Origin of the sequence: Acidovorax sp. GW101-3H11, from assembly GCF_001633105.1 — a bacterium.
In the GTDB taxonomy this organism is placed as follows: Bacteria; Pseudomonadota; Gammaproteobacteria; order Burkholderiales; family Burkholderiaceae_C; genus Acidovorax.
This window is the reverse complement of the sequence record NZ_LUKZ01000027.1, coordinates 110457-136283: the sequence shown is the minus strand read 5'-3', so window position 1 is coordinate 136283 and position 25827 is coordinate 110457. Positions and strand designations below refer to the sequence as shown.

The following is a 25827-nucleotide window of genomic DNA, read 5'->3' as shown; positions in this document are numbered from 1 at the left end:
AGGCAACCGCCGTCCAACCCGCCTTCCGAACGCCAAAGTACCCGCTCTAACGCCAAAAAGTAGCGAAATCCGATACCAGATTGCCACCTGAGGCCGTTCAGGCTTCGCCAGCAGCGCCTAGTCAGCCCCCGCACGGCGTCACCGTATCAGCAAAGGCTCCGGCAGGACCACGGGCAAGCGCCCACCGACCGGGCCGGAGACGCATTTCACGAACCGGTCGGTGTTCTGCTCGGACTCGGTCAAGTTCAATGGGCGGCGTATGGGAGTGACCGCCAGCTCGGGGCGGAACAGGGGCTGGTCCTCCAGGCGGCACTGGCCACCTTGGTCCAGCCCGCGTTGCCCGAACCATCCGCATACATCAACCAGCGACATGCGGTCTTGCCGCACAGCGATTCGCGCTGCGTCGTAGAGGAGGTCCTGAAGCTGGGCCTGGCTGCAGTTGGGCGCGCCACTGAGGCGGTAACTGGTGGCCACCTGGCTGATCAGGCGCCCCAGGCGGGAGCGGTAGGCAAACACCTCCTTGTCCGCCTCCACGTTCAGATCCAACGGTTTGCCCTCTCCGCCCTGAACCCGCCAGGGCACGATGGCCTGGATGTCGTCCAGCGCGATGTGCCACACCTGGCAGTCAAACTGGCGCCGCTCGGGCACCCTGGCGGCCGACAGGTCCAGCGCGTTGGCCTGTGTGAAGTACCGCGCCTCGGTGAACGCCCGGCCGTCCAGGTGGTAGTAATCGACCGGAAACTGGCTGATGCGGCGATAGGGCCGGATCTTGTAGTCCCACAACCCGGGCGCCAGCTCCACGTTGAATTGCCCCTGGGGCGCATCCCGCCGGATGCCCATCTGCGACAGGGTCTGGTCCCGGCGGTTGGACAGCATCGCGTCGATGGCGTCCAGGAAGTTCAGGTCAATCAACACCGAGCCGAAATTGCGCCGGTCCGACTGCCGCATCTCCGTCACCCCCGCGTTGGGCACGTGCGAGTCCACCATCATGATCATGCAGCCCTGCGACGGCTGCCCCGCATTCAGGCGGTTGACATGGTGTTCGCGGGCCAGACGGATCAGGGTCTCCACCCCCAGGTTGTCACTCGGCCCGCCATCGATGAGGTGCAGATAGCGCTTGTCTCCCGGATCGTCCGCACCTTCCCGGCGTTTCGCAGGGTCCAGGCTGTAGCGGCGCAGGGTCACCGAGTTGAACACCCCCGGAAACGCCCCGGAAGATGCCATGGCCCAGGCAATGGGGAACTGGCTGAGGTCGGAGCCCGTGGAGCGGAGAAACTGCCGGTCACTGAAAACAAAACGGACACCGCCATTGGTGGTGTCCGTGGCATTGAAATACACCGCTGGGCGGCGCGGCCCACGTGGCCCCAGATCGGCAAAAGTCACCCGTTTGCCATCAAAGAGCTTTTCCTCGAACAGCTCGGCAAGATGGTCGCTGCGGTCCAGATCCGAGAAAGTCGTCGCCATCAGGTTGACGGGGTTGAGCAGCTTTCCAATGAGGGGCATGGCGAAGTCTGTCGATGCCATCTGGCGTCCTTGCTCTGCCCAATCCGGCTTCTCGCCATGGATCGCAAAGTAGGCCGCAGGGATCGATCCGCCGCTGACGGCAGAGACCGCGTCCACATTCCCCAGGATGCCCAGCTTGTCCAGCTCTTCCAGGGCCGCCATGCCGAAGTTGGCCGAGCGGCTGCCTCCGCCGCTGAGGGCCAGGCCCACGAACTGGGGCCGGTCGGCCACCCATTCAGTGGCCGCACGCGGAACCGGCACCTGCGGGCGCACAAAGGAGCGCCCCATGTCCGGCTCATTGCGATAGCTCAACCCGGGGCGGCTGCCCACCACCGTGCAGCCCGCCAGGCAGGCGGCCGCGAGCACACCACACCAGGCCACACACCAGCCCCGCGCGCCCCCACGCTCAATCATGGAAGAACGTCAGCATCACGGCATTGGTGCTGAGGTTGGTCACCACCACACGCACATCCGGGGCTTCACCCGATACCCATTCACACAGCAATTCCCCCCCTGCCTGGGCAGGCTCGCAAAGAGCCTCGTTCTTGGGCCCTTTGACAGACAACGCGATGTCCTGCATCCGGTCGCTGGCAATCCCGAAGAAGGCTTTTTGCCCGGGCTTGTAGGACAACAAGATGGGTTTGGTATCCCGCGCGCCCATGAGGATGGGCTGCACCTGCGGGCCGATCAGCGTGCCACGGCTGCGGCGCGCTGCCAGGGCCTCGTCGATCAGCGCCGTCAGCTCAGGCCGCCCCTGGGCCAGCTTCTTCGCGTGGGCCAGCAGGCTGGCTGCGTCCGTTTGATCCACCAGGCCCCCACGGTCTCCGTCCACACGCGCCTTCGACGGCTGCAAGCCCGAGGCGCGCTGCAGTCTCGCAGCGGCCAGCAAGGCCTGAGGATCATTCTGCGCAAGACCGTAGCGACCCAGCTCCTGCCCCAGGCGCCACTGCTGCAGCATCAAGGGCGTGACTGGCGCCGCCGTCTGTGCGGCGGCCGGTGGCACCAGGCCACTGGCCACGAACGCCACCAGGGCGCCCGCCAGCAGACGCCGGGGATGCAGGATCCTGCAAAGATTTCTCATCGCTTGGCTTCTCCAGAGTGAGTCAATCTGACCAATCCAATCTACCGCCACCCATGCCGACCATGGATTCGGGCTTTTCCGCATGGCCTGGCGGCCCCGCTGCCGATGGTAGTTTGCCTTGGCTTGTGCCGCAGACAACCATCCACTGCAATCCCGTCGCCCATGGGTGTGGCACGGCGCACATGATCGGGCACGAAATCCTTGCCCCCATGGCAAAGCCTGGAAGAACCACCCGGCACCCTGCAAAGTATCGAATTTCTGTACTTTCGATACTCACATCAACTGCCAAGTCTGCACTTGCGCGACACCACACGCCGCGCTCGCCCATCACAATCCGTGCCCAATCCCCCTCACCGCCATCCAGCCACCATGTCTCAGAAACCCTTTGACCTCGTCGTCCACGGCGCCACCGGCTTCACCGGCCGCCTGGTGATCGAATACCTGCTGCAACGCTACCCCGCCGGCAGCGGCCTGCGCTGGGCCATGGGGGGCCGCAATGCCGACAAACTCGCCGCCGTGCGCGACGAAGTGGGCGCCCCGGCCGACACCCCGCTGGTCGTGACCGACACCAGCAACCCCGCCAGCCTGCAGGCGCTGATGGACGCCACGCGCCTGGTGCTGACCACCGTGGGCCCCTACCAGCTGTATGGCAACGAACTCGTGGCCGCCTGTGCGAAGGCCGGTGTGGACTATGTGGACCTGTGCGGCGAGCCTGCCTGGATGCGCCAGATGATCGACGCGCACGAAGCCGCTGCCAAAGCCAGCGGCGCGCGCATCGTGTTCTCGTGCGGGTTCGACTCGATCCCGTTCGACCTGGGCGTGTTCCTGCTGCAAAAGGAATTTGCCCAGCGCTTCGGCCACGCCGCCCCCCGCGTGCGCGGCCGGGTGCGCAAGATGAAAGGCACGTTCTCGGGCGGCACGGCCGCCAGCCTCAAGGCCACCATGGCGGCCGCTGCCACTAACCCTGCGGTGCTCGACCTGCTCAAGAACCCGTTCTCGCTCACGCCCGGGTTTGAGGGCCCGCGCCAGCCCACGGGCCATAAGCCCATGGTGGACGAGGCGCTGGGCGATGGGGTCTGGGTGGCGCCGTTCGTGATGGCCGCCATCAACACGCGCAATGTGCACCGCTCCAACTTTTTGCTGCAGCACGCCTACGGCACGGATTTTGTCTACGACGAAATGCTCATCACCGGCCCCGGCGAAAAGGGCGAAGCCATCGCCAACGCGGTGGCGGGCGACAAGTCGCTGGGCTCGGACAAAGGTCCCAAGCCCGGCGAGGGCCCTTCGCGCGAGGAACGCGAGAACGGCTTTTACGACGTGCTGTTCCTGGGCACCGACGCCGCAGGCAACACCCTGCGCGTGGGCGTGAAGGGCGACCGCGACCCGGGCTATGGCTCCACGTCGAAGATGATCACCGAGTCCGCCATCTGCCTGCTGCAAGACGCCACCGCCACACCCGGCGGCATCTGGACCACAGCGCCCGCGATGGGCGATGTGCTGATCGCGCGGCTGCAGGCGAATGCGGGGGTGAGTTTTGGGGTGGAGGAGACCGCCTGACATGCAGGCTGGGGGTAGCTTGTTTCAGCAAAAACTGGGGCGCCCCTCGGATGGATGGTTTGGGGGTGGTTAAAAACGCTACTAAATCCATAGCTTCTTGCGCTTGAATCTATTGGCCTGCATTCACTTTCAGTTCTAATTTTTTGGAAGACGACACCGGGCAAATAGAAAAGATAAGCCCGAGTCCAGCCTCTCCCGTTTTGTCTTTGTCGCTTGCGATAGGAGTCAGCACCACATCAGAAGATCACCTGCAGTTCACAGACTTCATGCGGACCTCACACAGCACCCCAACACTTGCCGAACCTCACGTTTCGACATCTTGAAAGGTCGCCATGATTTTCGCCATCGGGATAGGGTTCAGTCTGCTGTGCTTAGCGATCTTTGGGGCGGCAGCGTTCTTCCTGGCCAAGGGCCTGGCCCGTGCTTTTGCCGCCGTGTCCCACCGATGGATCGGATACCACCCTCCCGCCCTTGCACTGCGATTTGCCTCATGGGCCTGCGCACTGTTTGTGCTGATACTGGCGCCGATGACGGGCTGCAGCCATTTGCAGGTCTCGTTCTATCGCCAAGCGATTCCTCCCCAGTTTGAGTCACTGGAAGTACTGCACCACGATGAGGTGAGCGGCTTCAGAGAAGGCTGTGGGTTTGCGATTTTCAGGCTGTCCGACAAAAACTTGGCGCGCCTGCGCAGCGATGGCCTGACGCACCTTGAAACGGCTCGCCTGGGCCGGGACGGAAAACCGTACAACCAGTACAAGCCCTGGAACGCCACACCAGCGCCAATGGATGAGCTCCTGTTTCGTGGTGCGAGCTGCATCAATGAGCCGCCTGAATTGCTCAACCAAGCCCAAAGAGCCGCATACAAGGAGGGGGCATTCTTCACCACGGGTGACGAGAAGGATTTGGTAGTGGTTCCTGCGCTGGGAATACTCATCTATTCCTTCAATGGGTGAGGGGCCAGAGGTGAGCTTCGCCGCTTCAGCATCACAGGGCCCAGGGCATCGCCCCGTGCGAGTCCCGCGACCCACACGAACAGCGCTATTCATTAATAGCTGCTTGCGCTTTAAATACGATATCTACAACCGTTTTCCTTTCGCATCCAGCTTTCAGCCCCCAGGCTGGAACGCTCAAGCGGCAAGAACGGCACCCTGCTGGCCCACCAGCAGCTTGTCCGGTTCTGACTGAAATTTGGCCGTCTGCCGCATCGCTCAGCCCCAGGCCCACGCGGACAATGGCACATCTTCCGTTGTGACCGCCACCACCCCATGAACCTCCCTATGCGCCCCCGTGACCTGTGCCTGGCCCTGCTCGTCATCGTCGTTTGGGGGCTGAACTTTGCGGTGATCAAAGTCGGTGTGGCCGATGTGCCGCCCATGCTGCTGGGCGCGCTGCGCTACCTGCTGGCAGCCTTCCCCGCGCTGCTGTTCGTCAAGCCGCCCAAGGTGCCGCTCAGGCTGTACCTGCTGTACGGCATGACCATGGCCGTGGCCCAGTTTGCGCTGCTGTTCACCGCCATCCACATCGGCATGCCCTCGGGCCTGGCCTCGCTGGTGCTGCAGGCGCAGTCGTTCTTCACGCTGCTGCTGGCAGCCTGGTGGCTGCGAGAGAAATGGCAGGGCAACCAGGTGGCAGGCCTGGCGCTGGCGGGTGTGGGGCTGGTGCTGATTGGCAGCGCACATGGCGCCTCGATGCCGCTGGCGGGTTTTGCGCTGACCGTGGCGGCCGCTGCGCTGTGGGGCTGCGGCAATATCGTCACCCGCGCCGTGGGGCGCTATGGGCCGATGAACCAGTTTGCCTTCATCGTCTGGTCCAGCGTGGTGGCGCCCCTGCCTTTCGTGGCACTGTCGCTGTGGATTGATGGACCGGGTGCCGTGCTATCCGCCGTGCAGCACCTGTCGCTGAAATCCATGGCCGCCGTGGCCTACATCGCGTGGATCTCCACGTTGCTGGGCTTTGGCCTGTGGACCTACCTCATGTCGCGCTACCCCGTGAACCGCGTGGCGCCCTTCACGCTGCTGGTGCCCGTGGTGGGCCTGACCACGGGCTGGGTGGTGTTTGGCGAGCAGTTGCTGCCCGTGCACTTTGCGGGCGCCGGGCTCTTGATGGCGGGGCTGGTGGTGAATGTGTTTGGCGGCCCGGCCTGGGCGGCGGTGATGGGGCGGCTCCGTGGGGCGCAGTAAAGGGAAAGGCGGCGAGGCGGTGGTGCGCTACACCGCCAGCGGCAACTCGGTGGTCGAGAGCACGTTGCGCAGCACCATGAACGAGCGCACCTGCCGCACCCCTGGCAGGTAGAGCAACTGCTCGGCATGCAGGCGGTTGAAGCTGTCGTTGTCGCGCGTGCGCACCAGCATGAAGTAGTCGAACTCGCCGGTGACCACATGGCATTCCATGCAGCCCGACACCTTGGCGGCCGCCTTTTCAAACTCGGCAAATGAATCGGGCGTGGAGCGGTCCAGCACCACGCCAATCATCACCAGCATGCCCGCGCCCACGGCCTGGGGGTTGAGCAGTGCCACCACCTTGTCGATGAGCCCCAGGCGCCTGAGGCGCTCTACCCGGCGCAGGCAGGCGGGGGGGCTCAGGTGCACCTTCTCGGCCAGCGCGACGTTGGACAGCGACGCGTCGCGCTGCAGCTGGCGCAGGATGGTTTTGTCGGTGCGGTCCAGCTCGGCCGAGACATCGGCCTGCGGCACATTCGTGGGACGAACTTTTGTTGCGCACATTGTCTATACAAAGAAATATTGATCGATATCATTCTTATCCAGAAACAAATTTCTCCGAAATTCGACCAAACTTTGCAACCACGTGATGCGCGTGTTTTTCTACGATGAAGGCACTGCAAGCCCTGCGCTTGCGCCCCTTCTTCATCGACCGGAACACCGCCATGAACCTGCAAAAATTTCCCCGCCACCCGCTCACCTTCGGCCCCTCGCCCATCACGGCGCTGCCGCGCCTGTCGGCCCACCTGGGCGGCAAGGTGCACCTCTATGCCAAGCGTGAGGACTGCAACTCGGGCCTGGCCTTCGGCGGCAACAAGACGCGCAAGCTCGAATACCTCATCCCCGAAGCGATTGCGGGCGGCTACGACACGCTGGTGTCGATTGGCGGCATCCAGTCCAACCAAACGCGCCAGGTGGCTGCGGTGGCCGCGCACCTGGGCATGAAGTGCGTGCTGGTGCAGGAAAACTGGGTCAACTACTCCGACGCGGTGTACGACCGTGTGGGCAACATCGAGATGAGCCGCATCATGGGCGCCGATGTGCGCCTCGACGCTGCGGGCTTCGACATCGGCATCCGCCCCAGCTGGGAGCAGGCCATGGACGACGTGAAGAAGGCGGGCGGCAAGCCCTTCCCCATCCCGGCCGGCTGCTCCGAGCACCCGTACGGCGGCCTGGGCTTTGTGGGCTTTGCCGAAGAAGTGCGCCAGCAGGAGAAAGAACTGGGCTTCCAGTTTGACTACATCGTCGTGTGCTCCGTCACGGGCAGCACGCAGGCCGGCATGGTGGTGGGCTTTGCGGCCGACGGCCGGGCGCGCAAGGTGATCGGTATCGACGCCTCGGCCAAGCCCGCGCAAACGCACGCACAGATCCTGCGCATCGCCCAGAACACCGCGAAGCTGGTGGAGCTGGACCAGGAACTCACGGCCGAGGACGTGGTGCTGGACACGCGCTACGGCGGCCCCGAGTACGGCCTGCCGAGCGAAGGCACGCTCGAAGCCATCCGCCTGTGTGCACGCCAGGAAGGCATGCTCACCGACCCGGTGTACGAAGGCAAGTCCATGCACGGAATGATCGACATGGTCCGCAACGGCGAATTCCCTGAAGGCTCTCGCGTTCTGTACGCGCACCTGGGAGGGGTGCCGGCGCTCAACGCCTACAGCTTTCTTTTTCGCAACGGCTGATGCGTCCAGCGAGCAGCACCGGCTGGCACAGCTGGCCGGGCTGTCGTTGATCTGAAGAGGCCCTTGCCGCCAGGCAGGGCGCCCACCCGGTCCCTCGATCCAAGGAGTCCCCATGAAGTGCTTGCAGCTTGTCAGACGGCGTCGCGTGGTCCTGTTGGCGGCAACCGTCGCGGGGCTGGGACTGGGACTGGGCCCGTTGCAGCGGGCCCATGCCGACGGCTATCCAGCCAAGCCGGTGCAGCTGGTCGTGCCTTTCCCGCCGGGGGGCGCCGTGGACATCGTGGGCCGCACCATCAGCAAGAAACTGGGTGACCGGCTGGGCCAGCCCATCGTGGTGGAGAACAAGGCGGGCGCGGGCACCGTGGTGGGCGCGGCCTATGTGGCCAATGCGCCTGCCGATGGCTACACGCTGCTGATCAGCTCCGGCTCCACCTTCACCGTGAACCCGGCGCTGAACGCCAAGCTGCCCTATGACCCCGTCAAGAGCTACGAACCCATCGGCCTGGTGGCGCGCGTGCCCTTGATTCTGCTGGCCCACCGCGATGTGCCGGTCAACAACCTCCGGCAGCTGATCGCCGCCGTGCAGCGCACGCCCGACAAGTTCTCGTATGGCTCGTTCGGCAACGGCACCACCGGGCACTTTGCGGCCGAGCTGGCCTGGTCGGCAACCGGCATCAAGCTGCTGCACGTGCCCTACCGGGGCAGCGCCCCCGCCATGGCCGACCTGATGGGCGGGCAGATTCCCTTCACCATCGATACCGTGGCGGCAGCACTGCCGCAGCTCAAGGCGGGCAAGATCAAGGCCATTGCCGTCACGGGTGCCACGCGGGCCACACAGCTGCCCGACGTGCCCACGGTGGCAGAAGGCGGCTTCCCCGGGTTCTCGGCCGACTCCTGGCTGGCCGTGGTTGCGCCGCGCGGCTTGCCCGCCGAGGCCAAGGCCAAGCTGCACAAGGCCCTGGCCGACACCCTGGCGGACGCCGAGGTCCGCAGCAAGCTCCTGGCCGCCGGGCTGGAGCCGTCGTACGCCAACGGCGATGCCGTGCTGGCACAGATCGAAGACGAATTGCCGCGCATGCGCGCCATTGCGCAGCGGGCTCAGATCCGGGCGGACTGAACCCGCGCGGCCCCGGGCGCTGCGCTCTCGCAGCCGTCAGGCCGCCAGCAGCTTCTGCACCCGTTCGCGCAGCAACGTGGGCTGCACCTCGGTCGGGGCCACGGCAGAGCCTACATTCAGCCCCACGCGGCTGTAGAACCCCCGGCGGAACGGCCGCACCATGGCGCCGCCCTGCTCGATGCGGCTGAAGTACGAGCCCCAGAGGTTGGTCAGCGCCATGGGGATCACGGGCGCCTCGATGCCCTCTGCACGCGCGCGCTCGATGATCTTCATGATGCCGCCCTTGAACTCCTGCAGCTGCCCGTCCTTGGTGATGCCGCCTTCGGGGAAGATGGCGAGCAGGTCGCCCTCGCGCAGCACCTGGGCCGCGCGGTCAAAGGCGGCTTCGTAAGTCTTGGGGTCTTCCTTGTAGGGCGCAATCGGGATCGCCTTGGCCAGGCGGAACAGCCAGCCCAGCACAGGCACGCGGAAGATGCGGTGGTCCATCACAAAGTAGATGGGGCGTGGGCTGGCGGCCATGAGCAGCACGGCATCGACAAAACTCACATGGTTGCAGGCCAGGATGGCGGCGCCGGTGGACGGCAGGTTCTCGTCGCCCTGCACCTTGAAGCGGTACACAAAACGCGAGGACACCCAGGCCACAAACCGCAGCAGGTACTCGGGCACCAGCATGAAGATGTAGAACGCCACCACCGCATTGGCCAGGCCGGTGAACAGGAAGATCTGCGGCACCGTGAAGCCCGCGCCCAGCAAGGCGCCCGCAATGAGCGAGCTGGCGATCATGAACAGCGCGTTGAGGATGTTGTTGGCCGCGATGATGCGCGCGCGGTGTGTGGGCTGGCTGCGCATCTGGATCAGTGCGTACATGGGCACGCTGTACAGGCCCGCAAACAGGCTGAGCAACAGCAAGTCCATCATCACACGCCAGTGCGCGCCCTGCGCCATGAACGCGGCCAGGCCCATGATGTCAGACGGAGGCAGGCTGCGCGACGCAAAGTACAGGTCGATGGAAAACACGCTCATGCCGATGGCGCCCAGCGGCACCAGGCCGATCTCGACATGGCGGCGCGACAGCACCTCGCACAGCAGCGAGCCGATGCCGATGCCAATCGAGAACACCACCAGCAGCAGCGATGCCACCTGCTCATTGCCATGCAGCACGTTCTTGGCCAGGCTCGGGAACTGGCTCAGGAACACCGCGCCAAAGAACCACATCCAGCTGATGCCCAGCAGCGAGCGGAACACCACGATGTTGCCGTGCGCGAGCTTGAGGTTGCGCCAGGTTTCGGTGAAGGGGTTCCAGTTGATGGTGAGGCCCGGGTCGGTGGCGGGCACCGAGGGGATGAAATGCGCCACCCCGCGCCCCACCAGTGCCGCCAGCACGCAGGCCACCGCCACCGTGGTGTGGCCGATGCCGGGGATGGCTACCAAGAGGCCGCCCGCCACATTGCCCAGCAGGATGGCCACAAAGGTGCCCATCTCGACCATGCCGTTGCCGCCCGTGAGTTCGCGCTCGCTGAGCACCTGGGGCATGTAGGCGAATTTGACGGGGCCGAACAGCGTGGAGTGCACGCCCATGAGGAAGGTGCACAGCAGCAGGATGGGGATGTTGCCGCCGATGAAGCCCACGGCCGCCACCAGCATGATGGCGATCTCCATGTTCTTCACGAAGCGGATCATCTTCGTCTTGTCGTACTTGTCGGTGAGCTGGCCCGAGGTGGCCGAGAACAGCAAGAACGGCAGGATGAACAGCGCACCGATCACCAGCCCCGCCATGGCGGGCGGCAGCCAGTCCACGCTGAGCTGGTAGGTCACCATCACGGTGAACGCAAACTTGAACAGGTTGTCGTTGGCCGCGCCGGAGAACTGCGTCCAGAAGAACGGCGCAAACCGCCGCTGGCGCAGCAGGGCAAACTGGTTCGGGTCCTCATGGGTCTGCGTGGGCGTTGGCACGGATGCTGGCGCTGCGCTGGCTGAGGGGGTCTCGGGATGCATGCGTTTCTCCTCGTTTCCGATGGGTTGGCTTGTTGGAATTTTCCGCGCCCGCGCTTCACACACGTGAACTGCGGGCGACACCCACGGCGTGGGCGCCATTCTGCACAAACAGCGTGACCTGCGGCCCGCCCGGTGCCCGGCGCGGGTGCCGCGCCGCCAGGGCCGTCAGCACGGGCCAGGCCGCGCCTGCGGCAAACAGGTGCTTGAGGCTGTGGCCCGACACCGCCTGGTAGGTAGCGTCGAACACCGCGTGGTCTGCCGCCTCAAACAGCTTGGCCACGGCATACAGGCCGATGACCGCGCCCAGGTGTACCGCCAGCGCGCCATCGCGCCGGGGCAGGCACGCCAGGGCCAGCACCACCAGCATGCCGCCCAGCTGCACCACGGCCCAGGGCAGCAGGTTGCCGGTGTGTGCCCACCACACCACGGCCAGCGGCCCGGCCAGCAGCACTACACAGGCGGCGGCCCACCCGGCGCGCGCGCTCACGCGGCTGGTGGCCGCCAACCCCAGCAGGCCTGCAAAGGGCAGCACCATGCCCAGCCGGTCCCACAACAGGCCCGCGTCGTGTGGCTGCCCGTGGTACAGCATGGAGCCTGCGGCCGTGCACAGCAGGCCCGCAAAAAACAGCCCGGCCAGCCACCGCGAGGCCACATCCAGGCCCACCGCCCCGCGCAGCACCACCAGCCCCCACACACCCGCCAGGGCAAAGGGCAGATTGCTCAGTACATCAAGCGCGCAGGGGATGCCCAGCCACGCACGCTGGTCGGCAAACGCGTGCTGGTGTTCGCTGGCGGGCAGCACCGGCCCCCAGACGGCCAGGGCGAACAAGGCGGCGGCACCCAGCAGCAGGCCGGTCTCGGCCCGGCGCGGAGGAGTTGCGGAAGAAAACAACGGCATGGCGGAAATCCTGCGGGGTTGGAATGCCGCGCAGTGTGGGCAGGCCATCGCGTCTGGGCCCCATAAAAGTCGCACAAAGGGCTACCCACGCCACCCCGGGTATTGATAATTGATACCTAACACCCACCCATCCTCACCCATACCCACCAACAAGCCCCCAGCCATGAGCACCACCGCCGACCTCGTCACCGCCCTGAAAAAGGAACTCAAGACCGCGCAGATGACCTACGCCGACCTGGCGCAGGCGCTGGGCATGGCCGAGTCCAGCGTCAAGCGCATGCTGGCCAAGGGCGACATGCCGCTGTCGCGCATCGACGCCATCTGCCGCGCGCTGGCGCTGGATTTTGCCGACCTCGCGCGGCGTGTGGCCGATGCGCAGCCGCTGCTCAAGGAGCTGAGCCAGGAGCAGGAAAAGGCCGTGGTGGGCGACAAGAAGCTGCTGCTGATGGCGATCTGCGTGCTCAGCCAGTGGACGCTGGAGCAGGTCGTCACCACCTACCGGCTCACCGAGGCCGAGGGCATCAAATACCTCGCGCAGCTCGACCGCATCGGCATCATCGAGCTGCGGCCGCTCAACCGCTACCGCCTCAAGCTGGCCAAGACCTTCCGCTGGCGCCCGCATGGCCCGGTGATGAACTACTTCCGCGAGCACGCGCTGCTCGACTACTTTGCAGGCGGCTTTGACGGCACGGGCGAAGGCGTGCTGCTGGTCCACGGCAACATCAGCCGCAGCCTGGCCCCCGCCTTCATGGAGCGCATGCAGCGCGTCGCCCAGGACTTTGCCCAGCAGCACCTGGCCGACCAGAAGCTGCCCGAACGCGAGCGCGAGGGCTACACGCTGCTGCTGGCCATGCGCAGCTGGGAGTTCGAGGCGTTCTCCAGCATGCGCAGATAGCCGAATGCTCACTTATTGATAGCTTAAAACGCTTTGCCAATGCGCGGAGAAGGCCAAAATGCCTTGAACATTGGCCTCTCCAACTTGCGGTCCTTTTCTGAAAAGTCAAAGAAACTTGACATCACCAGATCTCTTGCAGGAAAATTTTGTAAAGCAAACTTTACCTTCAAGGACTGCGCACATGACCGAACTTCCTTCTCCTGTGGAACAGATCAGCTACCTGGCCAAGGTGCTGGCGGGGCTGCTGGTGATCATCCTGCTGGGCTTGGCGAGCCTGGAGCTGGCGCATCTGCCGGGCGCTACCGCGCGGTGGGCGGCGGGGTTGCTGACCTGTGCGTGTGCGCTGCTGGCGTGGCTGGGCCAGCGCCGCTATCGGCGGCTGGATGAGCTGCAGCGGCAGATGCATGGCCGGGCCTGCCAGTGGGCGGTGGGGCTGGTGCTGGCCAGTTTGCTCGTGGTGTCTGCGCTGCAGGCGCTGGGCCTGGCCCCGTCGGTGCACCCGCTGGCCGTAGCCGCAGCGCTGATCGGCGCCTGGGGCCTGGGCCTGTGCATCACCCACCACCGGGTGAGCTGAGCATGGCACGCGTTGTCGTGACCGGCGCGGCCGGCTACCTCGCATCGTGGGTGGTGAAGCTACTGCTCGAACAAGGCCACACCGTGCACGGCACCGTGCGCAGCCTGAAGGACGGCCGCAAGCTGGCGCACCTGCAACGCCTGTCGGCGACGCATCCCGGGCGGCTCGCTCTCTTCGAGGCCGACCTGCTGGGCGCGCAAGGCTTCGACGCCGCCATGCAAGGGTGCAGCGCCGTGCTTCACACCGCATCGCCCTACCGGCTGGGCGCCTCGGCCGACCCAGAGCGCGAACTGATCGCCCCGGCCGTGGTGGGCACGCGCCACGTGCTGGAGGCCGTGAACCGCACGGCCAGCGTGCAGCGTGTGGTCGTCACCAGCAGCATCGCGGCGATGTTTGGTGACAGCGACGAGCTGCAGGCCCGGCCCGGGCAAGCGCTGAATGAAACGGACGTGAACCGCACGTCCACCGCGCAAAGCAATGCCTACGCGCTGTCCAAGACCCGCTCCGAGGCACTGGCCTGGGACATGCAGGCGCGGCAGCAGCGCTGGTCGCTGGTGAGCGTGCACCCGGGCGCCATCTTCGGCCCCTCGCTCTCACAGCGCGACGATGCCACCAGCGTGCAGCTGCTGCGCCAGTTCCTGGACGGATCATTCCGCCAGGGCGTGCCCCGGCTGTGGCTGGGCACGGTGGATGTGCGCGATGTGGCCCAGGCCCATGTCAGCGCGGCACTGCAGCCCACGGCCACGGGCCGCTACCTGGTCGTGGGCGAAAGCCTGCGCCTGCTGGAGATCGCCGAGCGGCTGCGCCGAAGCCACCCGGCCCGCAGCGCAAAGCTGCCCACCAAGGAAGTGCCCAAGTGGCTCATGTGGCTCATCGCACCCCTGGCCGGCATGACGCGCAGCTATGTGCGCCACAACGTGGAGCATCCACTGCAGTTCGATACCGCACGCAGCCAGGCGGAGCTAGGGGTCACTTACCGGCCCGCCCTTGTCACGCTCCATGACCATGTGCAGCAACTCGTGGCCGACGGCCTCGCTCCAGCCTGAAACCGCAGGATGCACAACCACCTCAGAACGCTGCGGCAGGACCGTGGCATGACCCAGCAGGCCTTGGCCGACGCACTCGGCGTGAGCCGCCAGACCGTGCACTCCATCGAAGCTGGCAAGTACGACCCCAGCCTGCCCTTGGCCTTCAAGATCGCGCGGCTGCTGGGGCTGGCCATCGAGCAGGTTTTTGAGCCCGAGGACTGAGCCCTCGCCAGCCCACTCCATTGACCAGCGCACCCGCGCATGGCATGCCACCAGCACGGTTTTGGCAGGGTTGTTGACGAAGCAATGTAAATTAACTATTCTTTAAATAACAAATTTTGTTCATTTAAAGATAGTCAAATGAAAACCACCCGCCAACAACAAGACGCCACGCGCCGCCAGATCGTGGCCAGCGCGGTGGACCTCATGACCCGCCAGGGCTTTGACGGCACGACGATGAAGGACATCGCACGCGCCGCAGGCATTGGCGACGCGACGATCTACAAATACTTCCCCACCAAGGACCGCATCGTGGTTGGCTACCTGGACGACACCGTCCAGCAGGCGCTGGCCGACACGCTGCAGACCCCGGGGTTTGATGGCTACGGCCTGCAGGAAAAGCTGCAGCGCCTGACCGACGCGGTGCTGGAGCGCCTGCTGGCCGACCGCGAGTTTGTGGCCCAGGTGCGCGGGCTGGCGCGGCGCTCGCCGCTGTCGATGCTGGCCGAGCCCCTGGCGGCGCGCCAGGGCCTGCGCGATGCGGTGAGCAGCTTTCTGGAAGCCGCCGAGGCCAGCGGCGAGATCGAGCCTTGCGACTTCAAGGGCCTGGCGGGCAGCCTCTACACCGACTACCTCGCGGGCGTGGTGAGCTACTGGCTGGCCGACACCTCCGACGAATTTGCCGACACCACGCAACTGGTGGACCTGTCGCTGGGCGTGCTGGTGCAGGCGCTGCGCGTGGGCCTGGTCAACCGCGTGGCGCAGCTGGGCGGCTTTGTGCTGCGCAGCCAGATGGCGCGCATGGCCCAGCATGGCAGCGGCCTGCTGGGCATGCTGCAGCTGGCGCGGCAGACGCTGGGCAGTGCCCCATCCGCGCCATCCCCCCGTTCCGCCCCCTCCGCGCGCAGCCCCGAGCCCCCGGCCCCGCCCCCACGCCGCGCCACACGCGCCCCCCGCAAACCGGCAGCCGCAACACCCGCCGCGCCCCACAAGAAGAAGAGCGCCCCATGAACTCGCCCGCCGCACCCGCCGCCCCCACCACCGCGCGCGCCACCCAGGTACCGCCGGACACGGCCATCCACGCCACCCTGCCCGGGGCCGATTTTTTTGACGCCTACGAGGTGGCCGACCGGCACCCCACGCGCTCGGCCCTGCAGTCGTGGCTCGATGTAGCAGCGCGCACCCCGGCATGGACACGCGCCCTCATGTTTGTGCGCAACAAGGCCGTGCGCCTGGTGGGCCTGAAGGACCTGGGCCAGTTGCACGACGGCTACCCGCCCGCCAGCGGCCGCCCTCTGCGCGACGCGCGCAGCTACCGCGTGGGCGATCGCGTGGGCATCTTCCGCATCCGCCACCTGAGCGACACCGAGGTGGTGATGGGCCAGGACGACAAGCACCTGGATGTGCAGGTGTCCATCTGCAAACAGCCCGCAGCCCCCGGTGCCGCGCCCCGGGTGGTGCTGAGCACGGTGGTGCACATCCACAACACGCTGGGCCATGCGTACATGGCCGTGATCACGCCGATCCACCGCGTGATTGCACGCGGCACGGCGCAGCGCCTGGCAGACCATGGCCAAAGCTAAAACGGAGGCCCCGCGCACCGGCAAGCTGGCGCGCAGCGCCATCACCGGGCTGGCTGCGGCGCGCATCGGCATGGCCGAGCTCTCGCACCGCACGCGCAAGCGCTCGGCCCAGGCGCAGGCCGAGCACGAGGCCGCGCTGGGCCGCATCCTGTTTGGCGCGCTGGGGCAGTTGCGGGGGTCGGCGCTCAAAGTGTCGCAGCTGCTCAGCATGCACCCGCAGCTGCTGCCCGAGGGCGTGCGGCGCGAGCTGGCGCGCGCCCACCACCAGGCCCCGCCGCTCAACCGCGCGCTGGTGGGCCGCGTGTTCCGCCAGGCGTTCGGGCAGGAGCCCGAGGCGCTGTTCGAGCACTTCGAGCCCACCGCGTTTGCCGCCGCCAGCCTGGGCCAGGTGCACCGCGCACAGCTGGCGGGCCATGGCACCGTGGCCGTGAAGGTGCAGTACCCCGGCATCGCCGCCACCATCGCCAGCGACATGCAGCTGATGCGCGCCGCGCTGCGCGCCCTGGCCCACACCGATCTGCCCCTGCCCACCGACACGGTGATGGACGGCGTGATGGCCGAGATCGAGGCCACGCTGCTGCGCGAGGTGGACTACCTGCAGGAGGCCGAACAGCTGCAGTGGTTTGCGCAGCACGCGGCGCGGCCTGGCGTGGTGATGGCGCAGCCCATCCTGTCGCACACCCGCGCCCAGGTGCTCACGCAGCAGTTTGTGCCCGGCCAGCCCCTGCAAGCCTGGCTGGCCACACAGCCATCGCAATCGCAGCGCGACCAGGCCGGGCAGCACCTGTGGGACTGGTTCATGCACTGCATTTTTGTGCTGGGGCGGGTGCATGCCGACCCGCACCCGGGCAACTTTGTGTTTGCGCCCGACGGCACGGTGGGCGTGCTGGACTTTGGCTGCACGCGCAGCCTGTCCGCTGGGTTTCGCGCGCAGGTCCGGCAGGCCTGGTCGGCACTGCTGCGGCCAGCGGACGACCCAGAGCGCCATGCGCTGGTGCTGCAGGCCTACCAGGCGCTGGGCCTGGCCGGGGCCGATGTGAGCCTGCCCACCTACCGCACCGATCTGGCCCCCGCGCTGGCCGAGATGCAGGCCTGGCAGATCGAGCCCTTCACGCAGGCGGTGTTCGACTTTGGCACCAAGACCCCGCCGCCGCTGACGCCCCCCGCCGACCAGCGCGTGCTGGGCCGCCACCTGCAGCAGGTGCCCAGAGAAATGCCCGCGTTCGAGCGCATGTGGATGGGCCTGATGCACCTGCTCACGCAGCTGGGCGCGCGGGTGCACACCCGGGGCGCACATTGGCTCGCACCCACCGGCGCCAACCCCTGACAGCCCCTTCACGAACAAGATGGACACCGGGAGGAGAAAAAAACATGAATACATCGCTGGTCCTTGCCGCCGTGGGCCTCGCCCTGGTGGGCGCCGCCCATTCCGTGCTCGGAGAAATCCTGGTGTTCCGCTCGCTGCGCCTGCGCGGTGTGGTGCCCACGGGCGGCCAGCCCGTGCTGCGCGAGCAGCATGTGCGCATCCTCTGGGGCAGCTGGCACCTGGTGACGGTGCTGGGCTGGGCCCTCAGTGCGCTGTTGTGGCGCCTTGGGACGGTGCCCGTGGACGCGGGCCTGGGCGCCTGGGTGGCGGATGTGGCGGCAGGCGCCACGCTGGCCTGCGGGCTGCTGGTGTTTTTTGCCACCGAGGGGCGGCACCCCGCCTGGGTGGCGCTGATGCTGGTGGCGGTGGTGATCTGGTGGCGCTGAGCCCCACCGCAAGCGTGAAAAAAATCACACTCCCCCCTGGTGCCGCCGCCCCAGGAAACACAACTTCACAAGACTTCGCAATCCGACTACACCGGCTTGACGCAGGGCCCGCAGCATGAAGGCTCCGGTTCCGACAGGGACCATTTTTAGGAGTTCACCATGGCCCGCAATGCACTCGCCGCTGTATCCATCGCCCTGCTGACGCTGGCTGCCGCCACGGCAGCGCACGCGCAGCACACCAGCGCCACCGTTGTCATCGGTGCGGACGCACCCCGCTACCACGGCCCTGCGCCGGTGGTGGTGCAATACCAGGCGCCCCCGCCCCCCCGCCACGAAGCCGTGCCCCACCCGCGCAGGGGCATGGTCTGGGTGCCCGGCCACTGGGAGTGGCGTGGCCACCGCCATGTCTGGCAACACGGCCACTGGGTGAAGGCCCGCCAGGGCTACCACTACCGCGAACCGCGCTGGGTGGAACATGGCGGCCGCTGGAACATGCAGCCCGGCGGCTGGGACCGCGACGGTGACGGCGTGCCCAACCGGCATGACCGGGACCGCGACGGCGATGGCGTGTCCAACCGCCACGACCGCAGCCCCGACAACCCGTACCGCCGCTGACGGGCAGGCACCGGGCACACGCCGGGCCGAGGGCCGCGCTGACCGGCAGGCTGGTCAGTCAAACACCAGCTCGGCCCGGCCCAGGCCCGGGAAATCCGCCACCACCCGCGTGCCCGGCGCCACCAGCACGGTGCCGGTGCACGAGCCCGTCGTTACCCACTGGCCTGCGCGCAGCCCGCCCAGGCTGTGCGCGCCTTCGTTGGCCAGCCAGGCCAGCAGCCGCAGCGGGTCGCCCGCCGGGTTGCCCCAGGTGGCGTGCTGCACGGCCACCGATTCGTTCACCCACAGGTCCACCCCCTGCGCCAACGGCTGCACTGCCGCCACATCGGCCGTCCCGGTGCCCACCACCAGCGCGCCATGGCAGGCCTGGTCGGCCAGGCGGCTCCATTCGTCCTGCCGGGCCCAGGCGGCAAAACGCGTATCGCACACCTCGATGGCAGCACGCACCGACACCAGGGCTGCGCGCACCTCGGCCGGGCTGTAGGGCGCTTCGCGCGGGGGCAGGTCGGTGCCCAGTTCGTAGACCAGTTCCGCCTCCACCCCCAGCACCGCAAAACCGGCGGCGGGCAAGTGCACAGCGCCTTGCCCGGTGTGCGGAGCCTGCGCCACCCACACCGAATCGCGCGTGAGCGCCGCGCGCGCGGGCAGCGCGTCGGGCGATGCCGCGCCCACCTTCCAGCCCGCGACCTCGCCGCGCTCGCGCACCACCGCGTCCTGCACGGCATAGGCCTGGGCCGCGTTTTGCGGGCGCAAGCCAGCAGGCAGGTCCAGCGGGCGGGGCGTGCGCCCCTGGCGGGCCATGGTGAGCACGGCGGCACTGGTCTGCGGGTCAAAGGCGGTATCGGGCATGGGCGGTTCCAGGGTCAGGGAAATCGGCAAATTATGGCTACCAGCCACCGGGGCCCACGGTGCCAGCATCAGCAACGATTGCGGCCCATTAGCGCCCAGAAGCCGTTTTCTGCACGCCGGGCGCTCCTAGAATGGCCCCCGCAGGAGAGCGCAGCGGCACCGCCCGCTGTGCACCGAAGGCGCAAACTCCCATACACGCTCAGGTTCCGTACTGCACCATTTTTCAAAGCCGTCTGGAGAGCCGCCACGCCATGTGGCGCACCGAAGGAGCAAGCCGCAGCCCGGGTGGGATCGCGGTGAATCTCTCAGGTACCAAGGACAGGGGGAGCGGCAGCCTGGCGGACATGCGCCAGCTGCTTGCTATTAATTTAGTAGCTGCAATCGCATACCCATCAGGCGCAGACCCCTTAAAAGGCTTCAAAAATGCGCGTGATCGTTCTCGGCGCCGGCTTGCTCGGCGTGACTTCGGCTTATTTCCTCTCGCAACTCGGTCACGAGGTGACCGTCATCGACCGCCAGGGTGCGCCCGGCGCCGAGACCAGTTTTGCCAACGGCGGCCAGATCTCGGTGAGCCACGCCGAGCCCTGGGCCAACCCCAGCGCGCCGCTCAAGGTGCTGCAGTGGCTGGGCAAAGAGGATGCGCCCCTGCTGTTCCGCATCCGCGCCGACATGCGGCAGTGGCTGTGGGGCCTGTCCTTTTTGCGCAACTGCACGCCCGCACGCACGCGCCACAACATCGAGCAGATCGTGCGCCTGGGCACCTACAGCCGCGACACGCTGCAGCAGCTGCGCGCGGCCACCGGCATCCAGTACGACCAGCGCACGCAGGGCATCCTGCACTTCTATACCAACCAAAAAGAATTTGACGGCGCGCTGGCCCCGGCCGAGCAGATGCGCGCGCTGGGCTGCGAGCGCCAGGTGATCAGCGCCGACGAGGCCGTGCGCCTTGAGCCCGCCCTGGCCCACATCCGCCCGCAGCTGGCCGGTGCCACCTACACGGCCGAGGACGAATCCGGCGATGCCAACCAGTTCACGCGCGAGCTGGCCAAGCTGTGCGAAGCAGCGGGCGTGCAGTTCCGCATGGGCCACCACATCACCGCGCTGCGCGAGGCTGGCGGCCGCATCGACCATGTGGAAGTGACCACTGCCGAAGGCCGCTTTGAGCGCGTGCGCGGCGATGCGTTTGTGCTGGCCATGGGCTCCTTCAGCCCGCTGCTGGCGCAGCCGCTGGGCATCCGCCTGCCGATCTACCCGGCCAAGGGCTACTCGGTAACCATGCCGGTAAAGGACGCCAGCAAGGCGCACCAGGTGAGCCTGACGGACGACGAGTTCAAGCTCGTGTTCTCGCGCTACACCAGCGAACGCGGCGGCGACCGCCTGCGCATTGCAGGCACGGCAGAGCTGAACGGCTACGACCGCCACCTGAACCAGGTGCGCTGCGAGGCCATCGTGCGGCGCGTGGAGCAGCTCTTCCCCGGCGCGGGCGACGCGAGCCAGGCGCAGTTCTGGAGCGGCCTGCGCCCCGCCACGCCCAGCAATGTGCCGCTGATCGGCAAGACCAAAGTGGGCAACCTGTTCCTCAACACCGGCCACGGCACGCTGGGCTGGACGCATGCCTGCGGCTCGGGCAAGGCGCTGGCCGACATCGTGAGCGGCCGCGTGCCCGAGGTGGACTTTGCGTTCCAGGGCTTACAGGGGCGCGCTGCAGGAGCGGCGCTGGTGCCGTCGCGCACGGCGGCCTGAAGCCACACGCGGTTGCAGCGAGGCCCCGCTGCAACCACCGCAAGAGGCTGCGGCGGCTACTTGGCCGCGCCCGTGGCGTGCGCCACAAACTGCGCCACGGCCAACATGTCCTTTTCGCTCATGCGCTCGGCATAGGACGGCATCACGCCGATGCCTGCCTTGAGCGCGCGCAGCACACGGCCCGCGTCGGGTTTCAGCTCATCCAGCACCGGGCCCACCTGGCCCTCGGCACCGGCGGCCTGCAGCGTGTGGCACACAGCGCAGGCGGGCTGGATCTTGGTGAACAGCTCCTTGCCGCGCGCCAGCTCGGCGGGGTCGGCAGCCCCAGCCGCCGCACAGGCGCCAGCGGCCCACACCGCCACTGCAAGGCGGCGCGCTCGGTTCAATCTACCCATGTCAGGCGACGGTCACGGTGACGGCGTGGTCGCGCCAGCTGGCGTTGTTGTAGCCGCCCAGGTTTTCCTCGCGCTGCTCGGCCTGCACATTGCCTGCCGTGTCGGTGGCGCGGCTGGCCAGCACATGGGTGCCTGCCTCCAGGCGCACGGGCAGTGCAAACTGCCGCCAGGCAAAGGGGCCCAGGTCGGGGCCGATGAGCTTGGCCGCCAACCAGGTCTTGCCACCATCGGCCGACACCTCCACGCCCTTGATGCCGCGCGTGCCGCCAAAGGCCACGCCATGCACCTGCACCTGGCCGGGTTTGAGTGCGCCCTTGTCAGGCAGCGGGCCGTTGATCCAGGACTTCACGCCCATCTCCCACACCGAGGGTTGGTCGGGGCTGGCCTTGCTGCCGGGCGGCGACATGCGGTAGCCGTGCGACATGATGCGCGCCTGCGACTGTGCGCTGCCGAAGGCCACGCGCTTGACGTACTTGATGTTGTTCACGCCCTGGTAGCCGGGCACCACCAGCCGCAGCGGGCCGCCATGCGCCAGCGACAGTGGCTCACCATTCATCTCCCAGGCCAGCAGCGCGTCGTCGAGTGCCTTCACGGGCACCGAGCGCTCCACCAGCACGGTGAGCGGGTCCACGCCCTCGGGCAGCTTCTCACCGCCCGTGCCGGTCAGGTAGGCGGCGCCGTCGGCCAGCCCACCCAGGGCCGCCACCACATTGCGCAGCGGCACGCCGCTCCACACCACACAGCCCGCAGCACCCACCTGCCAGGGCGTGCCGCTGGGCTTGCTGGGGAAGAAGCCCCGGCCATTGCCCGAGCACTGCAGCACGGTGGCCACGGTTTCCACGCCCAGGGTGCGGAGTTCGGCCAGCGTCAGGCTGCGCGGGCTTTTCACCCCTTCGATCGCCACGCTCCAGGCATCGCGGTTGTCGAGGATGGCCGCGTCGGGTGCGGGCAGGTTGTTGCGCACATACAGCTGGTTCGACGGCGTGATGACGCTGGTGCCGAATGCAGAGCGGCGCGTCTCCAGCGTGCTGGTGCTGTGCACGATCAGGGCTTCGGGCGTCTTCCAGCCTGCATAGGCGGGCAGCGGCTTGGCAGCCGGGGCAGCGGCCGCCTGGGCGCGCGCGTTGCCCGTCCACCCGGCCAGGCCCAGCGCGCCCAGGGCGGCGGCACTACCGGCCAGCAGGTGGCGGCGCGGCAAGGTCGTGGAATGTGTCATGGGAGGGTCTCCAAATGGGGGGGTGGAATGGGCGGGCAAGGGGGCCCGGCCCGGTGGCAGCCCCCTCTGGCCGATGGAGGCAGCCCGCATTCTGTGGGGCAGCTCCGGCCCGGCGCACGCAACATTGCGTTAACAAAAGTAACAAACACAAAACATCCGAAACATCTGCACGCATGTCAGGAGGCGTGGGCATATTCGCCGCTTCTGAGAGAGAACGAAGAAAGGGCGACACCATGAACATCCAGAAAGAATCCAAAGCCCACCGTGCGATCCCCCAGCTGGCCATGCTGCTCTGCTGGGGCCTGGGCTGCAGCGCGGCACTGGCCCAGCTCACGGCCATGGTGGCGGTGGAGCCCACCGCGCGCAAGGCCGCCCATTCCATCCTTCGCACGGCGGCCGAATCGGGCCTGGCCAAGGCCTCGGGCCAGCCCGTAGCCCTGGCCACCAGCGATGACCTGGCCGATGTGATGCGCGCCACCCGCAGCGCGGGTTACGACATATTCATCGGTCCGGCGCAGGTGGCGGCCTCGGCCCTGCAGCGGGGCTACGAGCTGGTGGGCGCCACGCACAAGTCCGACAAGTACCTGCTGGTGGGGCTGGCGCAGATCGACGCCGTGCCCGCCATGAAGGGCCGCCGCCTCTACCTGCCGCAACAGGACTCGATCTACACCTACATGGCGCGCGGCATGCTCAACGAGGCCGGGCTGTCGTTCCAGGACCTGCGCGCCGTGCAGTATGAAAAGTTTCCCCAGGCCGGGCTCACGGCCCTGACCCTGGGCTCCACCGACGCCACCGTGGTGCGCGAGGACGATTGGGCCGAGTGGGCAGCCGCGCACCCCGGCACTGCGCGCGTGCTGGCCACCTCGCAGCCGGTGCCCGGGGGCTTCTCGGTGGTCGTCAAGAAGGACCTGCCTGCCGACGCACGCAACCGGCTGGCCCAGTGGTTTGGCGCCACGCCAGCGGCCACCGGCCTGCCGCCCGTCACCCTGCGCCCCGAAGCCACCGAGTACCGCCGCGTGGCCGAGCTGGGCCTGTTCACACCCACCAGCCTGCCGGGCGTGAGCCGCATCACCGCACGCGAGGCGCAGACCCTGCTGGCGCAGGGCGCCACGCTGGTGGACACGCGCACCGAGAAGGAATTCAAGACCAAGCGCATCCGGGGCGCGGTGTTCGCGGCCTATGTGGAAAAAAGCCTCAAGGACGTGGCCTTCAATGCCGCACAGGATGACTTCCAGGCGCTGGACAAGCTGCCGGGCCTGGACAAGGCCAAGCCGGTGATCTTTGCCTGCAATGGCGCCGAATGCTGGAAGTCCTACAAGGCGGCCAAGGTGGCGGCCGCCAAGGGTTACAAGTCGGTGTACTGGCTGCGCGGCGGCCTGCCCGAATGGGATGCCACCGGCCTGCCCACAGAGGGCGGTTGAGCGCTCCGCAGCGGAACCACCGGGGCTTTTTCCCCGTTCCGTACAATCGCTTGCAACTCAACACCCAAGGGCGCGCAAGGCGCCCTTTGTATGGAAATAGCAATACTGTTCGCCCTCATCTGTCTCAACGGCCTGTTTGCCATGTCAGAAATTGCGCTGGTCACGGCCCGCAAGGCCCGGCTGCAAAAGCTGATCGATGAGGGCGATAGCGGTGCCGCCGCTGCCGTGAAGCTGGGCGAAGACCCCACGCGTTTTCTCTCCACCATCCAGATCGGCATCACGTCGATTGGTGTCCTGAACGGTATCGTGGGCGAGGCCGCACTGGCCGCCCCGCTGGCCGCCTGGCTGGAGCGCCTGGGTGTGCCGCTGCCTTACGGGGGCTATGCGGCCACCGGCCTGGTGGTGGTGCTGATCACCTACTTCTCCATCGTGGTGGGCGAGCTGGTGCCCAAACGCATCGGCCAGTCGTACCCCGAGACCTTTGCCCGCCTGGTGGCGCGCCCCATCAACCTGCTGGCGCTGGCGACCAAGCCCTTTGTGCTGCTGCTGTCCACCTCCACGCGCACGCTGCTGCGCCTCTTGGGCGTGAAGGAAACCAGCGGCAGCCCGGTGACCGAGGAAGAAATCCACGCCATGCTGGTGGAAGGCACCACGGCCGGTGTGATCGAGTCGCACGAGCACACCATGGTGCGCAATGTGTTCCGCCTGGACGACCGCCAGATCGGCTCGCTGATGGTGCCGCGCGGCGATGTGGTGTGCCTGGATGTCGATGCCTCGTTTGAAGACAGCCTCAAATGCATCGAAGAGTCCGACCATGCGCGCTTTCCGGTGGTGCGCGGCGGCATGGACAACATCCTGGGCGTGATCAATGCACGCCAGTGGCTGTCGCGCACGCTGCGCGACAAGGCGCGCGGCAGCCTGGCCGACCAGCCACTGCAGACCGCCCTGTATGTGCCCGAAACCATCACCGGCATGGAGCTGCTGGACAACTTCCGCCTGTCGGATGTGCACATGGCGTTTGTGATCGACGAGTACGGCGAGGTGCAGGGCATCGTCACGCTGCAGGACCTGATCGAGGCCATCACGGGCGAGTTCCAGCCGCGCGACCCCGAGACCTCGTGGGCGCTGCAGCGCGAAGACGGCAGCTGGCTGCTGGACGGCCACATCCCCGTGCCCGAGCTGAAGGACCGCCTGAACCTGGACGCCGTGCCCGAGGAAGAGCGCGGCCGTTACCACACCCTGAGCGGCATGATCATGCTGCTCACGGGCCGCCTGCCCAAGGTGACCGACACGGTGCAGTGGGAAGACTGGAAGCTGGAGGTGGTGGACATGGATGGCAAGACCATCGACAAGATCCTGGCCACGCGCCTGACGCCCGAAGAAAAGGCCGAGGCCGAGGACAGCCCGGTCCTCTGATTCCATTGCAGATCATTCGTGCTTGAAACACCGTTCGGGCTGAGCTTGTCGAAGCCCCGCGCGGCGCTT

25 protein-coding genes and 1 riboswitch are annotated in these 25827 nt (G+C 67.0%); of the genes, 17 read left to right on the top strand and 8 right to left on the bottom strand.

What is annotated here, in order from left to right:
• Positions 1–138 precede the first annotated feature (138 nt).
• Both A1D30_RS19710 and A1D30_RS19705 read right to left on the bottom strand, forming a co-directional pair.
• The gene (locus A1D30_RS19710; RefSeq protein WP_063462420.1) at positions 139–1917 is read right to left on the bottom strand and encodes a patatin-like phospholipase family protein; all 1779 of its coding nucleotides are present in this window, start codon (positions 1915–1917) and stop codon (positions 139–141) included.
• Positions 1910–2584 carry a hypothetical protein gene (locus A1D30_RS19705; RefSeq protein ID WP_131798494.1) on the bottom strand — a complete coding sequence of 225 codons (675 nt, stop codon included), beginning with the start codon at positions 2582–2584 and terminating at the stop codon, positions 1910–1912. Before A1D30_RS19705 ends, A1D30_RS19710 begins: the two co-directional genes overlap by 8 nt.
• A 369-nt stretch (positions 2585–2953) precedes the next feature.
• Between A1D30_RS19705 and A1D30_RS19700 the strand changes: the two genes are divergently transcribed.
• The 3 genes from A1D30_RS19700 (at position 2954) to A1D30_RS19690 (ending at position 6321) form a co-directional block, all read left to right on the top strand.
• The gene (locus A1D30_RS19700; RefSeq protein ID WP_063462418.1) at positions 2954–4141 is read left to right on the top strand and encodes a saccharopine dehydrogenase NADP-binding domain-containing protein; all 1188 of its coding nucleotides are present in this window, start codon (positions 2954–2956) and stop codon (positions 4139–4141) included.
• Positions 4142–4473: 332 nt separating this feature from the next.
• Complete coding sequence (locus A1D30_RS19695) at positions 4474–5094, top strand: hypothetical protein (RefSeq protein WP_063462417.1); 621 nt, start codon at positions 4474–4476, stop codon at positions 5092–5094.
• Positions 5095–5406: 312 nt separating this feature from the next.
• The gene (locus A1D30_RS19690) at positions 5407–6321 is read left to right on the top strand and encodes an EamA family transporter (RefSeq protein WP_082836542.1); all 915 of its coding nucleotides are present in this window, start codon (positions 5407–5409) and stop codon (positions 6319–6321) included.
• Between the two features lie 27 nt (positions 6322–6348).
• Here A1D30_RS19690 and A1D30_RS19685 read toward each other — a convergent pair whose 3' ends face one another.
• Entirely contained in the window at positions 6349–6864 is a 516-nt protein-coding gene (locus A1D30_RS19685; RefSeq protein WP_063462415.1) for an Lrp/AsnC family transcriptional regulator, read from the bottom strand.
• Positions 6865–7025: 161 nt separating this feature from the next.
• Between A1D30_RS19685 and A1D30_RS19680 the strand changes: the two genes are divergently transcribed.
• Together A1D30_RS19680 and A1D30_RS19675 are read left to right on the top strand one after the other, a co-directional pair.
• Positions 7026–8042: a 1-aminocyclopropane-1-carboxylate deaminase gene (locus A1D30_RS19680; protein ID WP_063462454.1), complete on the top strand. Its 1017-nt coding sequence runs from the start codon at positions 7026–7028 to the stop codon at positions 8040–8042.
• Positions 8043–8154: 112 nt separating this feature from the next.
• The gene (locus tag A1D30_RS19675; RefSeq protein WP_109790996.1) at positions 8155–9159 is read left to right on the top strand and encodes a tripartite tricarboxylate transporter substrate binding protein; all 1005 of its coding nucleotides are present in this window, start codon (positions 8155–8157) and stop codon (positions 9157–9159) included.
• A gap of 36 nt (positions 9160–9195) precedes the next feature.
• Here A1D30_RS19675 and A1D30_RS19670 read toward each other — a convergent pair whose 3' ends face one another.
• Together A1D30_RS19670 and A1D30_RS19665 are read right to left on the bottom strand one after the other, a co-directional pair.
• Positions 9196–11154: an MFS transporter gene (locus A1D30_RS19670; protein ID WP_063462413.1), complete on the bottom strand. Its 1959-nt coding sequence runs from the start codon at positions 11152–11154 to the stop codon at positions 9196–9198.
• A gap of 55 nt (positions 11155–11209) precedes the next feature.
• Positions 11210–12052, bottom strand: coding sequence for a hypothetical protein (locus A1D30_RS19665; protein ID WP_063462412.1), 843 nt, complete (start codon positions 12050–12052; stop codon positions 11210–11212).
• Positions 12053–12215: 163 nt separating this feature from the next.
• On the opposite strand from A1D30_RS19665, the gene A1D30_RS19660 reads away from it, so the two are divergent.
• The 9 genes from A1D30_RS19660 (at position 12216) to A1D30_RS19620 (ending at position 18718) form a co-directional block, all read left to right on the top strand.
• Entirely contained in the window at positions 12216–12947 is a 732-nt protein-coding gene (locus A1D30_RS19660; protein WP_063462411.1) for a helix-turn-helix transcriptional regulator, read from the top strand.
• Positions 12948–13128: 181 nt separating this feature from the next.
• Positions 13129–13521: a hypothetical protein gene (locus A1D30_RS19655; RefSeq protein ID WP_063462410.1), complete on the top strand. Its 393-nt coding sequence runs from the start codon at positions 13129–13131 to the stop codon at positions 13519–13521.
• A 2-nt stretch (positions 13522–13523) separates the two neighbouring features.
• Positions 13524–14567, top strand: coding sequence for an NAD-dependent epimerase/dehydratase family protein (locus tag A1D30_RS19650; RefSeq protein ID WP_063462409.1), 1044 nt, complete (start codon positions 13524–13526; stop codon positions 14565–14567).
• 9 nt (positions 14568–14576) lie between these two features.
• Positions 14577–14771 (top strand): helix-turn-helix transcriptional regulator, encoded by a 195-nt coding sequence (locus tag A1D30_RS19645; protein WP_063462408.1) that lies wholly within the window; start codon positions 14577–14579, stop codon positions 14769–14771.
• A gap of 138 nt (positions 14772–14909) precedes the next feature.
• Complete coding sequence (locus tag A1D30_RS19640) at positions 14910–15779, top strand: TetR/AcrR family transcriptional regulator (protein ID WP_063462407.1); 870 nt, start codon at positions 14910–14912, stop codon at positions 15777–15779.
• Positions 15776–16351, top strand: a complete 576-nt coding sequence (locus A1D30_RS19635; protein WP_063462406.1) for a DUF2867 domain-containing protein — start codon at positions 15776–15778, stop codon at positions 16349–16351. Before A1D30_RS19640 ends, A1D30_RS19635 begins: the two co-directional genes overlap by 4 nt.
• A complete protein-coding gene (locus tag A1D30_RS19630; RefSeq protein ID WP_063462405.1) occupies positions 16338–17678 on the top strand; it encodes an AarF/ABC1/UbiB kinase family protein in 1341 nt (446 codons plus the stop codon). The genes A1D30_RS19635 and A1D30_RS19630 overlap by 14 nt, the downstream gene beginning before the upstream one ends.
• A gap of 44 nt (positions 17679–17722) precedes the next feature.
• Positions 17723–18103: a hypothetical protein gene (locus A1D30_RS19625; RefSeq protein WP_063462404.1), complete on the top strand. Its 381-nt coding sequence runs from the start codon at positions 17723–17725 to the stop codon at positions 18101–18103.
• Positions 18104–18262: 159 nt separating this feature from the next.
• Positions 18263–18718, top strand: coding sequence for a YXWGXW repeat-containing protein (locus tag A1D30_RS19620; protein ID WP_063462403.1), 456 nt, complete (start codon positions 18263–18265; stop codon positions 18716–18718).
• 54 nt (positions 18719–18772) lie between these two features.
• On the opposite strand, the gene A1D30_RS19615 is transcribed toward A1D30_RS19620, so the two are convergent.
• Positions 18773–19567 carry a 2-keto-4-pentenoate hydratase gene (locus A1D30_RS19615; protein WP_063462402.1) on the bottom strand — a complete coding sequence of 265 codons (795 nt, stop codon included), beginning with the start codon at positions 19565–19567 and terminating at the stop codon, positions 18773–18775.
• Positions 19568–19790: 223 nt separating this feature from the next.
• Positions 19791–19899: riboswitch (glycine riboswitch) on the top strand.
• 91 nt (positions 19900–19990) lie between these two features.
• Between A1D30_RS19615 and A1D30_RS19610 the strand changes: the two genes are divergently transcribed.
• On the top strand, positions 19991–21310 hold the full coding sequence (locus A1D30_RS19610; RefSeq protein WP_063462401.1) for a D-amino acid dehydrogenase: 1320 nt from the start codon (positions 19991–19993) through the stop codon (positions 21308–21310).
• 56 nt (positions 21311–21366) lie between these two features.
• On the opposite strand, the gene A1D30_RS19605 is transcribed toward A1D30_RS19610, so the two are convergent.
• Positions 21367–21705: a cytochrome c gene (locus A1D30_RS19605; RefSeq protein ID WP_109790995.1), complete on the bottom strand. Its 339-nt coding sequence runs from the start codon at positions 21703–21705 to the stop codon at positions 21367–21369.
• A 1-nt stretch (position 21706) separates the two neighbouring features.
• On the bottom strand, positions 21707–22921 hold the full coding sequence (locus tag A1D30_RS19600; RefSeq protein ID WP_063462399.1) for a sulfite oxidase: 1215 nt from the start codon (positions 22919–22921) through the stop codon (positions 21707–21709).
• Positions 22922–23154: 233 nt separating this feature from the next.
• On the opposite strand from A1D30_RS19600, the gene A1D30_RS19595 reads away from it, so the two are divergent.
• Entirely contained in the window at positions 23155–24342 is a 1188-nt protein-coding gene (locus A1D30_RS19595) for a rhodanese-like domain-containing protein (protein ID WP_063462398.1), read from the top strand.
• 90 nt (positions 24343–24432) lie between these two features.
• Positions 24433–25758 carry a hemolysin family protein gene (locus A1D30_RS19590; protein ID WP_063462397.1) on the top strand — a complete coding sequence of 442 codons (1326 nt, stop codon included), beginning with the start codon at positions 24433–24435 and terminating at the stop codon, positions 25756–25758.
• Positions 25759–25827 lie beyond the last annotated feature (69 nt).

Bases quoted from the DNA above. Each gene is read 5' to 3' on its own strand.
- A1D30_RS19605 (WP_109790995.1), bottom strand. From the start codon at position 21,705: ATGGGTAGATTGAACCGAGCGCGCCGCCTTGCAGTGGCGGTGTGGGCC.
- A1D30_RS19690 (WP_082836542.1), top strand. From the start codon at position 5,407: ATGAACCTCCCTATGCGCCCCCGTGACCTGTGCCTGGCCCTGCTCGTC.
- A1D30_RS19620 (WP_063462403.1), top strand. From the start codon at position 18,263: ATGGCCCGCAATGCACTCGCCGCTGTATCCATCGCCCTGCTGACGCTG.
- A1D30_RS19675 (WP_109790996.1), top strand. From the start codon at position 8,155: ATGAAGTGCTTGCAGCTTGTCAGACGGCGTCGCGTGGTCCTGTTGGCG.
- A1D30_RS19615 (WP_063462402.1), bottom strand. From the start codon at position 19,567: ATGCCCGATACCGCCTTTGACCCGCAGACCAGTGCCGCCGTGCTCACC.
- A1D30_RS19680 (WP_063462454.1), top strand. From the start codon at position 7,026: ATGAACCTGCAAAAATTTCCCCGCCACCCGCTCACCTTCGGCCCCTCG.
- A1D30_RS19685 (WP_063462415.1), bottom strand. From the start codon at position 6,864: ATGTGCGCAACAAAAGTTCGTCCCACGAATGTGCCGCAGGCCGATGTC.
- A1D30_RS19635 (WP_063462406.1), top strand. From the start codon at position 15,776: ATGAACTCGCCCGCCGCACCCGCCGCCCCCACCACCGCGCGCGCCACC.
- A1D30_RS19595 (WP_063462398.1), top strand. From the start codon at position 23,155: ATGAACATCCAGAAAGAATCCAAAGCCCACCGTGCGATCCCCCAGCTG.
- A1D30_RS19705 (WP_131798494.1), bottom strand. From the start codon at position 2,584: ATGAGAAATCTTTGCAGGATCCTGCATCCCCGGCGTCTGCTGGCGGGC.
- A1D30_RS19625 (WP_063462404.1), top strand. From the start codon at position 17,723: ATGAATACATCGCTGGTCCTTGCCGCCGTGGGCCTCGCCCTGGTGGGC.
- A1D30_RS19630 (WP_063462405.1), top strand. From the start codon at position 16,338: ATGGCCAAAGCTAAAACGGAGGCCCCGCGCACCGGCAAGCTGGCGCGC.
- A1D30_RS19700 (WP_063462418.1), top strand. From the start codon at position 2,954: ATGTCTCAGAAACCCTTTGACCTCGTCGTCCACGGCGCCACCGGCTTC.
- A1D30_RS19640 (WP_063462407.1), top strand. From the start codon at position 14,910: ATGAAAACCACCCGCCAACAACAAGACGCCACGCGCCGCCAGATCGTG.
- A1D30_RS19590 (WP_063462397.1), top strand. From the start codon at position 24,433: ATGGAAATAGCAATACTGTTCGCCCTCATCTGTCTCAACGGCCTGTTT.
- A1D30_RS19670 (WP_063462413.1), bottom strand. From the start codon at position 11,154: ATGCATCCCGAGACCCCCTCAGCCAGCGCAGCGCCAGCATCCGTGCCA.
- A1D30_RS19695 (WP_063462417.1), top strand. From the start codon at position 4,474: ATGATTTTCGCCATCGGGATAGGGTTCAGTCTGCTGTGCTTAGCGATC.
- A1D30_RS19650 (WP_063462409.1), top strand. From the start codon at position 13,524: ATGGCACGCGTTGTCGTGACCGGCGCGGCCGGCTACCTCGCATCGTGG.
- A1D30_RS19610 (WP_063462401.1), top strand. From the start codon at position 19,991: ATGCGCGTGATCGTTCTCGGCGCCGGCTTGCTCGGCGTGACTTCGGCT.
- A1D30_RS19600 (WP_063462399.1), bottom strand. From the start codon at position 22,921: ATGACACATTCCACGACCTTGCCGCGCCGCCACCTGCTGGCCGGTAGT.
- A1D30_RS19655 (WP_063462410.1), top strand. From the start codon at position 13,129: ATGACCGAACTTCCTTCTCCTGTGGAACAGATCAGCTACCTGGCCAAG.
- A1D30_RS19710 (WP_063462420.1), bottom strand. From the start codon at position 1,917: ATGATTGAGCGTGGGGGCGCGCGGGGCTGGTGTGTGGCCTGGTGTGGT.
- A1D30_RS19660 (WP_063462411.1), top strand. From the start codon at position 12,216: ATGAGCACCACCGCCGACCTCGTCACCGCCCTGAAAAAGGAACTCAAG.
- A1D30_RS19665 (WP_063462412.1), bottom strand. From the start codon at position 12,052: ATGCCGTTGTTTTCTTCCGCAACTCCTCCGCGCCGGGCCGAGACCGGC.
- A1D30_RS19645 (WP_063462408.1), top strand. From the start codon at position 14,577: ATGCACAACCACCTCAGAACGCTGCGGCAGGACCGTGGCATGACCCAG.